Source organism: Buttiauxella sp. AC038, from assembly GCF_979253565.1.
Window position 1 is genome coordinate 2,695,815 of sequence record NZ_CEEDCQ010000001.1, and the last position, 13,203, is coordinate 2,709,017.

The window sequence follows — 13,203 nt, forward strand, 5'->3', positions numbered from 1 at the left end:
TGCGCGATTTCTCGACGCGGTGCACGTAATGTTATTTTTTATTTCACTTTTGCGCAGGACGCGCTATGCGGGTAGATAAATGGGTTTTGAAGGGTGGATAAGCGTGAGCGCCATCCACCCCAGTGTCATCACCACGGCAGCCATTCACCCCCGAGCTTGCTGCTCTCACGCACCGTTTCGATGAACTTCATCCCCGCAATCCCTTCGGCAATACCCGGCAACCACGGGGCATCGCCGCCACGAATTTTCACCGCCGCTTCGCGGTAGATTTGCGCGAAACCTTCCAGATACCCTTCCGGGTGTCCGGCGGGGGTGCGGCACTGATGGCGCACGGAGTCGTGGTTATTTACACCATTTCGCGTGACAGTGTAACTATTGCCATGATGCGGATGAATTTCCAGAATTTCAGGTTGTTGCTGGCGGAAACTGATAGTCGCCCTGCTGCCAACGATACGCAGGCGCAGATCGTTTTCAAAACCGGGTGCGACCTGGCTTGCCCACAAACGCCCGCGCGCACCGTTGGCGTAGCGCATTTCAGCGTACACTTCGTCGTCCATCACTCGTCCCGGAATGCGCGTCAAAAGCTCACCGCGCACGGTATCGGGTTCCATGCCGCTAACAAATGCCGCGAGTTGCCAGGCGTGGGTACCGATATCACCAATCGCTCCGGCTCCCGCCATGGCCGGATTTGCGCGCCAGCTCGCCTGTTTGTTGTCGGTCAATTCCAGTCGGTCGTTCAGCCAGTCCTGCAAATACTCTACTTCGATGGCGCGAATATCGCCGATTTCGCTGTTAGCGATTCGTGCACGGGCCTCGCGCACCATCGGAAGTGCGCTGTAGTTATGGGTCAGAATAAATTGCAGGCCGGTTGCATGGATAATCTGCGCAAGCTCCTGCGCCTCGGCAAGCGTAACCCCGAGCGGTTTGTCGCAGATAACGTGAATACCGTGTTCCAGAAACACTTTTGCCACCGGAACGTGCAAATGGTTAGGGGTGACTATCGAAACCGCTTCAATACCGTCCGGGTGTGCTGCCTCGCTTTGCGCCATCTCCTGCCAGCTGGCATAACAGCGGTCGGCTGCGATAAACAGCGCTTCACCGCTGCGCTTTGCCACTTCCGGTGAGGACGAAAACGCCCCCGCCGCCAGTTCGAACTGGTCATCAAGACGAGCTGCAATACGGTGCACGCCACCAATAAACGAGCCTTCACCGCCACCGACCATGCCTAACCGAATACGTTTCATGTTTACTCCTCCAGCCCGAGCATGCGACGCACCGCGGATCTCTCGCTGTCATGATGCGCAAAGTCGTCAAAGGCATATTCGGCAACCGGAATGATATGCTCAGCGATAAAATTGGCCCCTTCGCGCGCGCCCGCATCGCCTGCTTTCAGGCAACACTCCCATTCAAGCGTAGCCCATCCGCTGTAGTCGTATTGCGCCAGTTTGCTGAAGATCCCGTTGAAATTAACCTGCCCGTCGCCGAGGGAACGAAAACGCCCCGGGCGTTCAATCCACGGCTGGTAACCCGCGTAAACACCACTTTTTGCCGACGGTAAAAACTCAGCATCTTTGACGTGAAAGGCTTTGATTCGTGCATGGTAATGGTCGATAAAACCGAGGTAATCCATGTGTTGCAGCAGCATATGGCTTGGATCGTAGAGAATATTGCAGCGCGGGTGGTTATCAACCAGCGCCAGAAAACGCTCGAATGTGACGCCATCATGCAGATCTTCGCCAGGATGCAGCTCGAAACAGACATCAACGCCTGCTTCGTCAAAACAGTCCAGAATCGGCTTCCAGCGCGAAGCGAGTTCATGAAACGCTTCATCCAACAGTTGCTCATTGCGTGGCGGCCAGGGGTAAAAATAAGGCCAGGCCAGTGCGCCAGAAAACGTGGCGTGTGCCTTTAGCCCGAGATTTTGCGAGGCACGAGCTGCTTGCTTCAGACTATCAACCGCCCACTGCTGACGCGCAACGGCATTGTGCGCCAGTTCCGGCGGCGCAAACCCGGCGAATGCGGCGTCATATGCCGGGTGCACCGCTACCAGTTGCCCCTGCAAATGCGTTGAAAGCTCGCTGATTTCCAGCCCAACATTTGCCAGCAGATTGCGAATTTCAGCGCAGTATTCCAGGCTTTCAGCGGCTCTGGCGAGGTCAAAAATATGCGGCAAGTGCGTGGGGATTTGCACCGCTTTATAGCCCAGACCCGCAGCCCATGCGGCTATTGTTTCGAGCGAATTAAACGGTGGCTGGTCGGAAATAAACTGTGAGAGAAATATGGACGGCCCTTTCAGGGTTTTCATTACAACATCTCCTTAATTAAAACCGTGCGCTGCTCGCGAACGGCCCGGTCTGCCGCCAGCACCACAGCCAGGCTTTCGACCGCCTGCTGCAAATGCTGTGACAAATCACTTTCCTCAAGAATGGCACGTGCAAAAAACTGCTGTTCGCGTTGGCACAAAGCAAAATGATCCGGCTCATCGCTTGCTGTCAGCCATTCATCCTGGTGGACAAACTCGCCCAGGGCGTTTAATTCGCCATGATGGATACGCAGTGATTCGGTGCGCGTGTGCGCTTCAACATTGGCGGATTGCCCTTCACCAGCGGCTTCGCGGGCGACAATAGAAACAGAACCTTGCGGGCCAATCACATCTTTAATAAAGAATGCCGTCTGGCTCATCATCGGCCCCCATCCCGCTTCGTACCAGCCGACGGAGCCGTCTTCAAAACGTACCTGAAGCTGGCCGTAGTTAAACTGCTCGGACGGGATTTCATCGCTTAAGCGTACGCCAATAGCGCTCACCGACTGCGGGGTGGATTGCGTCATCTGGCACATCACGTCCAGATAATGCACACCGCAATCGACAATCGGCGAAAGCGACTGCATCAGCATTTTGTGAGTGTGCCAGGCACTGCCGCTACTTTGCTGGTTGAGGTTCATGCGCATCACCAGCGGCTTGCCCAGCCCGTGCGATAACGCAATAAACTGCCGCCAAACCGGGTGGTGGCGCAAAATGTACCCGACCACCAGTTTTTTACCCGCCAGATGCGCCGTGGCAACCACCCGTTTCGCCCCGCTCACCGTTGTGGCGAGCGGTTTTTCGAGAAACACATGGCAGCCTGCGGCGAGTGCGGTCAGTGCCAGCGCTTCGTGCGAATCAGGCCAGGTGGAGATGCACACCGCATCGGCGTGCGTTTCGCTAATCGCCCGTTTGAGATCGTCGAACAGTGGAATATCTGCCGCGAGTTGTGCTTTGAGGCGGGTTTTTGAATCCCCACGGGCCACCAGCCCGCAAAGGGTAAACTCGTCAAGTTGCTGATACGCAAGGCTGTGGGCAGCCCCCATATTCCCGCAGCCCACAACCAGTACGCGCAGCGGCTTATTTGCCATGCTGCTCGCCCTCTTTATAGTTGAAACTAAAGAAGAAGATGGCGGCAATCACCACCGCCGCAATCGCCGGCATCCACCAGAATTGCTGCCATTGCAGTAAGCCTTCAGCACCTTGAGCGGTAACCGAACGGTTAAACACCGCACCGCTGATTTGCGAACCAATCAGCATGCCAAGCCCGTAGGTAAACAGCACCAGCAGACTTTGCGCCTGCCCCTTCACTTTGTTGCCTGCAACTTTGTCGGTATAGATAAAGCCGATAACAAAGAAGAAGTCGTAACACACCCCATGCAGAATGATGCCGATGTAAATCATCCAGCGGGTTTCTTCGGTGATGCCCAGGGCAAACATCGCGTAACGTGCAAACCATGCCAGCATACCAATCAGCAGCATCATTTTGATGCCCAGACGGCGGAAGAAGAACGGAATCAAGAGCATAAACAGCAGTTCAGACATCTGCCCTAATGCCATCACGCCGCTGACGTTCTCGAACCCAACCGCGGAAATAAACGGTGCGGCGTAAGCGTAGTAAGCCGCCAGCGGAATGGAGATAAGCGTGGCGCAGATGATAAACACCATGAAATGGCGCTGTTTAAGCAATGCAAACGCGTCGGCACAAACCAGGTCACGCATCGAAAGCGGCTTACCGCGATCCGGCGCTGGCGTATTGGGCAGCGTAAAGCTGTAAATCCCCAATACCACGGAAGCGACTGCCGCCAGTGTGAAGATGCCGGTGCTGTCTGAAAGGCCGCTGGTGCCGACAATCAGTCCCGCCACGATCCAGCCGATGGTGCCGAACGCTCGGACTATAGGGAACCCTTTTTCGCTGTTTGCCAGACTGTGGAACGCTACGTTGTTGCTCAACGCAATGGTTGGCATGTAGCAGAGCATGTAGCCGAAGATTATCCACAACAGGCTGCTTTGCCCGCTTTCAAACGCGCCCGGCAACCACCACAGCAATGCCGCGCCAATCAGGTGCAGCACGCCGAGCACTTTCTGCGAGGCAAAGAAACGGTCCACCAGCATGCCGAGAACAAATGGCGACAAAATAGAGGCAATCGGCCCGGTGGAATACGCATCACCAATCAACGCGCTCAGGCCGTATTTACCCATTACCACGCCGAGGGTGACATACCAGGCCCCCCAGACGAAAAACTCAAGAAACATCATTAACGACAGGCGTGGGATCACCCATTTATGGGTAACCACTTGTGCCCCAACGGCCGAGTGAGAAGACATAAATCCTCCAGTGCAGGGTATTGTTTTAAGGGTAAGAGGTTATTTTTGTAATCGATTACATTCGCATATCACTAAAAATGTAATCGATTTCATGGAGGTTTCCATCATGCGTGTGAATTATTTGATACTATTGATTCAAATCTGGAATGTGGTTCACAAATCAACCGATCGTGCAAAGGATCAACATGTCGATAGATAAAGTGGCGCGAATAGCTGGTGTTTCTACCGCGACCGTTTCCCGGGTATTAAACAGCAACCCGGCCGTTAAACCGGACACCCGCGACAAAGTGCTGGCGGCGATCGAAGCATGTGAATATCAACCTAACCTGCTGGCCCGCCAGTTGCGCACATCGCGTAGCCGAATGCTGCTAGTGCTGGTGTCGAACATCACCAACCCCTTCTGCGCCCGCGTGGTGCGCGGCATTGAAGAGGAAGCGGAAAAGCATGGCTACCACATTCTGCTATGCAATTCAGAATCGCGCCTGACGCGTGAATCGGCCTACTTGCGCCTGCTAAGCGGTAAAGTGGTCGACGGCGTGATCACTATGGATGCCATCAGTTGTTTACCGGGTTTGACCACGCTAATTGGTGATTCACCGTGGGTGCAATGCGGCGAAGGCGATCCGGGTTATAACGCATCATCAGTGACCATTGATAACTTCAAAGCGGCTTCCGCCGCGGTTGATCACCTGATGACATCGGGCTATAAGCGAATTGCGCTGATTAACGGCGATTTGCGTTATCTCTACTCGCAACAGCGTGAAGCCGGTTATCGCGCGGCCTGCGGCAAAAACTGGCAGGCGGTGGTATATGCCGACAGCCTTGAATACCAGGCTGGCATACAAGCGATGGCCGAACTGTTTACCCTACCGGAACCGCCAGATGCGGTATTCGCCATTTCTGACGCACTGGCTGGCGGCGCGCTACATTACGCCCACGAACAAGGGCTGCGCGTACCTGAAGATGTCGCAATTATGGGTTTTGATGGCGTGCCGTTTGGCTCCGTCACCTTTCCGCCGCTCACCACTATCGAACAACCCATGCATCAGCTCGGCGTGCGCAGCGTACAGTTGCTGCTCGAGCGCATTGATAACCCGGAAGCGGAAACCGTGAATGAAATTCTCGACTGGAAGTTATTGGTACGGGGATCGGTGTAGAGCAGTAATAAGTGATAACGGGTATTTAGAGTAATCCCCTGCGGCATAGCTGCCACAGGGGATTTGTTTATGGTGTAACGATATTGAACCAGAACTCGAACTTGTCCATATAGCCCAGCATCTCATCAAGCTTTGCACCATTACCGGTGACCTTAACTTCGCCTTTGTCTTCAGCCTGTTTCAGGGTCTCTTCCTTCAGGATGATTTTATTGAGCGTGTCACGGTTAAGTGCAATCGTAGCATCCGCGTCTTTCGCTTCTGCATTAGGCGTGTGGTTCAGCACACCGTTTTCCAGCTCCAGCTTGTACTTGCCGCCATCGCTGCCCAGGTCGATGTTAAATACCGCTTTGGCATTACCCGCTTTTTCACCGTTGATATGTACCGCCAGGAAATCGAAGAACATTTCAGGCGTCATCGCACGAACGGTATCCGGGCTTGCGGTATTCGGCGTCGGGCCTTTAACCACACCATTGCGCAGCTCCTGAGCACCGGTCAGGTAGAAGTTACGCCATGGGCCAGATTCAGCCTGGTAACCCAGTTGTTCCAGTGCATCCGCTTCCAGGTTACGCGCATTCTGGTTATTGGGATCGGCGAACACCACTTTACTCACCACCTGAGCAACCCAACGGTAGTTACCCTGGTCAAAGTCGGTTTTCGCTTTCTGAAGAATCGCATCGGCACCGCCCATGTACTCAACAAATTTCTTCGCTGCTTCTTCCGGTGGTAATTCATCAAGTGTTGCCGGGTTGCCATCGTACCAGCCGAGATACAGCACATAGGTCGCTTTCACGTCATGGCTGATGGAGCCGTAATAGCCGCGGTTAGCCCAGGTCTTCGCCAGGTTGTCTGGCAGTTTGAAGTTGGCAGCAATTTCATCGCGTGTCAGGCCTTCGTTGGCCATACGCAGCGTCTGGTCGTTGATATAACGATACAGGTCACGCTGGCTTTTCAGCAGGCCAACCACGTTTTCGTTGCCCCATGTCGGCCAGTGGTGCTGAGCCATAATGATTTCGGCTTTGTCACCCCAACGCACAATGGCTTCGTTGATGTATTTCGACCAGGGTAGCGGTTCACGAATTTTCGCACCGCGCAGGGAATAAGTATTGTGCAGAGTGTGAGTCACATCCTCTGCGGCTTCGATGAGTTTCTTCTCTTCGATATACCACAGCATTTCCGACGGGGCTTCTGAACCCGGAGCCAGCATGAAGTCATAAGTCAGACCATCAATGACTTCCTTCTGGCCATCTTTTTCGATGATGTTCGTTGGGGCAATCAGCGTCACGGTACCCGCTGATGTGGTGGTGCCCAGACCCGCGCCGACCTGGCCGGTGGCATCAGGTTTCAGGAGGTTGCCATACATATAGCTGGCACGGCGGCTCATGACATTGCCTGCCATAATATTCTCGGCGACAGCAGCTTCCATAAAGCCTGCTGGCGCATAAACTTTTACCTTCCCGGATTTCACATCCGCTTCATCTACCACACCACGTACACCGCCGTAGTGGTCAACATGGCTGTGAGTGTAAATGATGGCAACAACAGGTTTATTGCCGCGATTTTTGAAGTACAAATCCATGCCGACTTTTGCTGTTTCCGCTGAAACCAGCGGGTCAACGACGGTAATCCCCTCTTTACCCTCAATGATGGTCATGTTGGATAAATCGAGGTTTCGGATCTGGTAAACGCCCTCAGTCACTTCAAACAGACCGCTGATATTGATCAACTGAGACTGTCGCCAAAGGCTAGGGTTTACAGTGTCAGGGGATTTTTCCCCTTCTTTGATAAATGCATACTGCTGTGGGTTCCAGATAACATTTCCCTGCTCGCCTTTAATCACGTCCTGCGGTAAAGCGGCGATAAAGCCTTTGTGAGCATTCGTGAAATCGGTGTTATCGGAGAAAGGAAGCTGGTTATAAAGTGCATCGTTAGCCTGCTTTGTTGACGCGGTGGCACCTTTTGGTGCTTCCTGCGCGAACAAAGGTGTCAGAGCAGTGGAGGAAAGTAACCCTGCCAGTGCCAGACTTTTGACGATCAACGTAAGTCTCATCTGTAACCCTCATATGAAAATGCCTAACCACTCAGCTACTTCGAGTAGTTACCTCGAGAAATTATTCATTAACTTAAATAATAAAAGTTGCTGCTGAACATTTGCGTTTTTTAAATATAACCAAGGAGTTACATTTCGCCACTTATGGATACAAATAATTTATGGATGGTTGTGAGTTATATGTTTGGCAGTAACAGCTTAGGATTAGAAAGGGATTTTTGATCTCAGAAATGAAAAGAGTGGATGTCGCTCGCGCTAGTCCACCCAACAAAGAGCCAATAATTATTTCAACGCTTCCGGCAGCTTAATAACCCAAAGCTCATTTTGGGATTCCGGTTTTTCCAGTGGTTTCAAAGCGATTTTGGTAGCAACTTCTTTACCATCACGCGTCAAATGCCCTTTTCCATCCACTTCATAGTCATCTGCTTTCTTAGCGTCAGCGTCCAGGTTTTCCAGCACCGCTTGCAGGCCAAAATCGTTGTCGTTAATCACCGCAATGGTTTGATTATCAATTAACGTCATCCCTTCGGCTTTTTCCTGCTGCCAGCCGAGTTTACGCAGATCGACAATTTCTTTTTTCTCCGCCAGCTTAATACCACGCGCTTTCAGTTGCGCCGCATCGTCAAACTCGGGTGCTTTTTCTTTATCAAACGAACTCAGATCGCTGGCCTGGCTGAGATCAACCACATACACCAGGTTGCGCATGACTTTGTTTTTGTCGCCGCCCTGCTCAATCAGCAGCAGGCGGTTGTTATCCAGTGCAACGATGTCACCAATTTTAGCGTCTTTGGCTTTCTTATAGACATCTACGTCAATCGGGTAGCCGTACATTTCCGTTTTGCCGGTTTCCGGGTTAAAGCTCACCAGACGGGTAAACTGCGCGCTGTTTTTGCTTTTCCCGTCGATATCCAACGTACTTTGCACGGCGGCGATAATGCGCCCGTCCGGCATGCGTGTAATCCCTTCAAAACCACGGTTGGCCTGACGCCATTTAATAATATTTGGCAAGCCACCCGCCACCCCCTGCTCGCCTTGTTCTGCTTGCGGGCCATATTTTTTGAGGATTTTGCCATTAGCGTCGATATTGATGATGAACGGGCCATATTCGTCACACAACCAGTAACCGCCCTTGCCGTCCGGGGTGATCCCCTCGGTATCCAGACCACGTTTATCACTCGATAACTGCTGCAAGGTATCACTCAAAGCGATCTCATTGGTTGCACCAATCAAGCCTTCCGGCAGCGGTAAACCGCTGATAGGGCCATTCTCATCATGTAACGCGTGTGCATCGGTAGCCTGGGCTTTGCCATCAGCAACGCGGATGGTCATCAGTAATGGGGTAAATTTCGGGTTGGCAAAAATCTTCGAGTCTTTTTTACCGGCTTTCGGGGAATCGGCATTCGGACCGCGATCCGTCACCGTAGCAAACACCAGCGCATCACCATCTTTACGAATAAATTGCAGCCCCGAACCCACGCCAACCGGTAAACCACCCGGGAAGTTGCTGGCGTAAGCCCCTTTATATTCAACATGGTCACCTTGCGGGAATGTGACAACGTAACGATCAACCTGCGGCTCTGCTGCCTGACTTGCCAGAGGAAATAAAGAGGTTAATAACAGCGCAAAAGGTTTTAATTTCATGATGTTCGCATCCTTGGGTTTGGTCACCTGTTTTGTTCAACAATGTATAAAGCAGCTATATGACACAAATATGACTTTACGCAGATGCTCTAAATTTCTGCCTTGTCGTGCCGATAACCCACAAGCACTGGCTGAAACGAGTCAGGTCTATTTCTAACGATAAGGGTATTTCATGTCCGTAAGGCGTTTTTCTATTTTAGTTTTCAGCACATTGCTGCTTATTTTCTTAGCCAGCACAGCCTCCAACATCTGGTCACTCACCCGTAGCAACCACTCTCTGGATAATGTAAATCGCGAAATCCGTGTGGTGTTATCGGTAATCGACCCGATCAACCACAGCCGCACCATGCGCGTTCGTGCAATGGAAGCGTTAGAAGAGCGTGAGCAAGGGTTAAACGATCAGGGGCAACAGGCACTCAACGGCGCACAATCGGTACTTGAGAAGGCAAACGCCGCATTTCAAGCTTATCTTGAGGAACCCAAGCAACCTGGTGAAAAGGTGTTGACTGATTCTTATCAAAGCGCGTTTGTGAATTATCGTGAGCAAGGCTTACAGCCCCTGCTGGATGCTGTCCGCGCCAACGACATTCCGCGTGCTCGTGCGCTGGTGACATCTACCCTGCCACAGCTGGATAAGCAATTTGAAGTAGCACTGGATAAATTACTGGCATTCCGCCAACAGTATGCGCAGCAGCTCAACAAAGATGCTCAATCTGGTTTCAAACAGAGTCTGGTGAGTATCGCGATTTTTGCACTCATCTTCGCCGTTATCCTGGGTGCCGTGTTCTGGCTGCTGAAAAAACGGGTACTCAACGAACTGGATAAAGCCAAAGAGCATTGCACTGAAATCGCCAGCGGTATGTTGCATACGCCGATTGTGGCCAGTGCCAATGACGAGATTGGTGCAATGATGCGCGAGCTTGAGCAAATGCGTGTGTCACTGGCAAGCATTATTGGCCAGGTGCGTGAGTCCAGCCAAACCGTGGCATACGCCTCCGAAGAAATTGCCGCCGGTAACACCGATCTTTCTGCACGTACCGAAGAGCAAGCGTCATCGCTGGGTGAAACAGCGGCCAGCATGGAACAGTTAACCGTGACGGTGAAATCTACTTCCGACAATTCTCACCAGGCAAATAAGCTGGCAAATGGCATGTTGATAGCCGCCAATGACGGCAATGAGATTGTTAGCGAGGTGATTGATTCAATGCGTAATATTGAATCCAGTTCCAGCAAGATCGACAACATTATCAGTATTATCGAAGACATAGCTTTCCAGACCAATATTCTGGCGCTGAACGCCGCGGTTGAAGCCGCACGCGCAGGCGAGCAAGGCCGTGGGTTTGCAGTTGTAGCAACAGAGGTACGTAACCTGGCGCAGCGTTCATCGGTGGCAGCAAAAGAGATCAAAGAGCTTATTGAGCTTTCTGGCGAGCAGGTCAATATCGGTAGCAATCTGGTGAACCGTGCGGGCGAAAGCATGCAGCGCATTTCCAACGCAATTAAAGAAGTGACCGGGCTGATGGAGGAGATTGCTGTATCTACAGGCGAGCAAAGCCGTGGTATCGAGCAGATTAACCAGGCTGTGGTGCAAATGGATGTGGTGACGCAGCAGAATGCCGCGTTGGTAGAACAGGCTTCAGCGGCGGCAATGTCGCTTAAAGAGCAGTCGCAAGCGTTAAATGAAACGGTAGCGGTATTTAAGCTCGCGTGATGTGTATTAGCTCTGACCTTACCTGACATTGTCATACCATCGAGCTTAACCTTATGTGACAGTCCGCTCTGTGCCTGGAGCGGACGTTATCTACTGTCAAAGCATCACTTCTGAGGCTGACCATAACCGCATTCAGCTACACTTGTTCATATTTTTCGCCCAGAACAACTACATCAGTCAGGTATGTTTGGTCTGAAAGATTTTAAATCAACAAGATGCATGGCCCTCTAACGATGAAAGTGATATTTGTTCGACACGCGGAAACAGAGTGGAATGTGAGAGGAATTATTCAGGGGCAGAGTGATAGCAAGTTAACCCATCGGGGGTTGCATCAAACCTCAGCCCTACTGGCAGCATTTGGTGCAAGTGATTACCGGGTCGAATGTGTTTACGCTTCTCCGCTTGAGCGTGCCAGGCAAATGGGACAGAGCCTGGCTGAATGCTTTCGTTGCCCATTGATGGCTGAACCGGCCCTTAAAGAACAGGCATTTGGTCAGTTTGAAGGAATGTCATCAGCACAGTTCCTTCAATACCATCCGAACGATGCAAATGCGCTATTCAATCTTGATGCAGAGTATTGTCCACCAGGTGGTGAATCTCTCTCACACGCTTCTCAGCGAATTATGCGTTTTTTATACAATCTGGAAGAAACACGACTTCATCAAACAATATGTATCGTGTCTCACGGACACGTCAGTCAGGGTGTTCTTGCGATTCTAAAAGGAGGAGTTGTCGATGATTTCCCCTGGTATGCACAACCCAATGCGAGTTACTCCGTTTTCGAACTGATTAATGGAAGATGTGTCGCACTCAAATGGGGGATTGCTACACACTTACGTCACCTGAAATAGTCGTTACCTTTAATCCTTCAAGGCCCATCCGACCTGAGCTATCCTGATTCAAACACAACGTCTGCTCCTCGCTCAGAGCTGCCTGAGTTCTAACCTCTAGGCGGCTTCGTGCAAGGAGCGGACGTTGAGAGTATGATTGATGTCCTCATCACTGAAGCAACAGATCCACTCTGAGAAATCCTGAGACGTATCGAATACTCACTGAGAACTGTCACCATGAATAAACTGGCCTTTTTACTGCTCATTATTGCTGGGACAGCTTCTGCTGCTCCTTCAATTGAAGTGGGTTTTTCTCCGGAGGGCAGTGCACAAAAGCTGGTTCTGGATACCATCAATGCAGCACATTCTTCTATCCAGATGGTTGCATATGCATTCCAGGCTAAAGATATTGTTGCTGCACTGGATGCGGCTCACAAGCGAGGCGTTCGAGTAGAAGTAGTTATTGATAAACGTCGAAACAAAGGTAGTACATCACTGGCTGCAATGCGCGATATTACTCGGCATGGAGCAGAGCTGCGAATTGATGGGCATTATCATATTCAGCACGACAAGATGATGATTGTTGATGGTTCAACTGTAGAGACAGGCTCATTTAATTACGCCAAATCAGCAGAGTACAACAATAGTGAGAATGTCATCGTTATTAAAAACATGCCACACATCGTTTCTCAGTATCAGGAACATTTTGCTTCCCGATGGGCGATATCTGAACCCTTCGAACATAAAAATCAGGGTTAGCCACTCTTCACGCTAACGACCTTTGAGGTCCGTTCCTCGCTCAGAGTGGAAGTTCAGACCCCACAATATAACGGTGGTTTGACGCCGAATTATTCAGAACGTTTATTCTGGAAATACTCTTAAACTGTGGCCAGTTTTTGTTGACCATATATGGACGACCCGGGTGATTGATGCAAGTACTGGTTTGATGCGGTTTGCGACCAAATATCCGGCGTCATTATTGGGTTCATAACCCGCACCATGATGTCATCTGAGCCATGTTTCCTTATCACTACACCGGTATATGATTACCCTGGTCAATTTCAGGCTGTTACAGGGGCGGTAGCCGTTTTCTCATCAGTGCCTGCAAACTCAGTAAAGCGTGTTTCTTCAATTTAAGCTTTGGGTTAATTCATTGCAAAAGCCTTATTCGTATTGAAATCGACTGG

General features: G+C 51.2%; 10 protein-coding genes. 4 read left to right on the plus strand and 6 right to left on the minus strand.

Going from position 1 to position 13,203, the window contains the following annotated elements; translation table 11 throughout:
* Nucleotides 1-128: 128 nt before the first annotated feature.
* From AC0IXI_RS12780 to AC0IXI_RS12795, 4 genes are read right to left on the minus strand one after another with little or no spacing between them, the layout of a single operon-like run.
* Nucleotides 129-1,244, minus strand: coding sequence for a Gfo/Idh/MocA family protein (locus AC0IXI_RS12780; protein ID WP_471682541.1), 1,116 nt, complete (start codon nucleotides 1,242-1,244; stop codon nucleotides 129-131).
* 2 nt (nucleotides 1,245-1,246) lie between these two features.
* Nucleotides 1,247-2,305, minus strand: coding sequence for a sugar phosphate isomerase/epimerase family protein (locus AC0IXI_RS12785; RefSeq protein ID WP_471682542.1), 1,059 nt, complete (start codon nucleotides 2,303-2,305; stop codon nucleotides 1,247-1,249).
* The gene (locus AC0IXI_RS12790; RefSeq protein ID WP_471682543.1) at nucleotides 2,305-3,393 is read right to left on the minus strand and encodes a Gfo/Idh/MocA family protein; all 1,089 of its coding nucleotides are present in this window, start codon (nucleotides 3,391-3,393) and stop codon (nucleotides 2,305-2,307) included. The genes AC0IXI_RS12785 and AC0IXI_RS12790 overlap by 1 nt, the downstream gene beginning before the upstream one ends.
* The gene (locus AC0IXI_RS12795) at nucleotides 3,383-4,630 is read right to left on the minus strand and encodes an MFS transporter (RefSeq protein WP_471682544.1); all 1,248 of its coding nucleotides are present in this window, start codon (nucleotides 4,628-4,630) and stop codon (nucleotides 3,383-3,385) included. The genes AC0IXI_RS12790 and AC0IXI_RS12795 overlap by 11 nt, the downstream gene beginning before the upstream one ends.
* A 185-nt stretch (nucleotides 4,631-4,815) precedes the next feature.
* On the opposite strand from AC0IXI_RS12795, the gene AC0IXI_RS12800 reads away from it, so the two are divergent.
* Nucleotides 4,816-5,787, plus strand: coding sequence for a LacI family DNA-binding transcriptional regulator (locus AC0IXI_RS12800; protein ID WP_471682545.1), 972 nt, complete (start codon nucleotides 4,816-4,818; stop codon nucleotides 5,785-5,787).
* Between the two features lie 67 nt (nucleotides 5,788-5,854).
* On the opposite strand, the gene AC0IXI_RS12805 is transcribed toward AC0IXI_RS12800, so the two are convergent.
* Nucleotides 5,855-7,834, minus strand: a complete 1,980-nt coding sequence (locus AC0IXI_RS12805) for an alkyl/aryl-sulfatase (RefSeq protein ID WP_064557112.1) — start codon at nucleotides 7,832-7,834, stop codon at nucleotides 5,855-5,857.
* Between the two features lie 282 nt (nucleotides 7,835-8,116).
* On the minus strand, nucleotides 8,117-9,475 hold the full coding sequence (locus AC0IXI_RS12810) for an esterase-like activity of phytase family protein (RefSeq protein ID WP_471682546.1): 1,359 nt from the start codon (nucleotides 9,473-9,475) through the stop codon (nucleotides 8,117-8,119).
* Between the two features lie 172 nt (nucleotides 9,476-9,647).
* On the opposite strand from AC0IXI_RS12810, the gene AC0IXI_RS12815 reads away from it, so the two are divergent.
* The 3 genes from AC0IXI_RS12815 (at nucleotide 9,648) to AC0IXI_RS12825 (ending at nucleotide 12,775) form a co-directional block, all read left to right on the plus strand.
* The gene (locus tag AC0IXI_RS12815) at nucleotides 9,648-11,186 is read left to right on the plus strand and encodes a methyl-accepting chemotaxis protein (protein WP_413498323.1); all 1,539 of its coding nucleotides are present in this window, start codon (nucleotides 9,648-9,650) and stop codon (nucleotides 11,184-11,186) included.
* Between the two features lie 233 nt (nucleotides 11,187-11,419).
* Nucleotides 11,420-12,037 carry a histidine phosphatase family protein gene (locus AC0IXI_RS12820; protein WP_471682547.1) on the plus strand — a complete coding sequence of 206 codons (618 nt, stop codon included), beginning with the start codon at nucleotides 11,420-11,422 and terminating at the stop codon, nucleotides 12,035-12,037.
* A 216-nt stretch (nucleotides 12,038-12,253) separates the two neighbouring features.
* On the plus strand, nucleotides 12,254-12,775 hold the full coding sequence (locus AC0IXI_RS12825) for a phospholipase D family nuclease (RefSeq protein WP_413498339.1): 522 nt from the start codon (nucleotides 12,254-12,256) through the stop codon (nucleotides 12,773-12,775).
* The last annotated feature ends 428 nt before the right edge of the window (nucleotides 12,776-13,203 follow it).

Excerpts from the sequence above, each read along its gene's own strand:
- AC0IXI_RS12780 (WP_471682541.1), bottom strand. The coding sequence starts at position 1,244 with ATGAAACGTATTCGGTTAGGCATGGTCGGTGGCGGTGAAGGCTCGTTT.
- AC0IXI_RS12785 (WP_471682542.1), bottom strand. The coding sequence starts at position 2,305 with ATGAAAACCCTGAAAGGGCCGTCCATATTTCTCTCACAGTTTATTTCC.
- AC0IXI_RS12790 (WP_471682543.1), bottom strand. The coding sequence starts at position 3,393 with ATGGCAAATAAGCCGCTGCGCGTACTGGTTGTGGGCTGCGGGAATATG.
- AC0IXI_RS12795 (WP_471682544.1), bottom strand. The coding sequence starts at position 4,630 with ATGTCTTCTCACTCGGCCGTTGGGGCACAAGTGGTTACCCATAAATGG.
- AC0IXI_RS12800 (WP_471682545.1), top strand. The coding sequence starts at position 4,816 with ATGTCGATAGATAAAGTGGCGCGAATAGCTGGTGTTTCTACCGCGACC.
- AC0IXI_RS12805 (WP_064557112.1), bottom strand. The coding sequence starts at position 7,834 with ATGAGACTTACGTTGATCGTCAAAAGTCTGGCACTGGCAGGGTTACTT.
- AC0IXI_RS12810 (WP_471682546.1), bottom strand. The coding sequence starts at position 9,475 with ATGAAATTAAAACCTTTTGCGCTGTTATTAACCTCTTTATTTCCTCTG.
- AC0IXI_RS12815 (WP_413498323.1), top strand. The coding sequence starts at position 9,648 with ATGTCCGTAAGGCGTTTTTCTATTTTAGTTTTCAGCACATTGCTGCTT.
- AC0IXI_RS12820 (WP_471682547.1), top strand. The coding sequence starts at position 11,420 with ATGAAAGTGATATTTGTTCGACACGCGGAAACAGAGTGGAATGTGAGA.
- AC0IXI_RS12825 (WP_413498339.1), top strand. The coding sequence starts at position 12,254 with ATGAATAAACTGGCCTTTTTACTGCTCATTATTGCTGGGACAGCTTCT.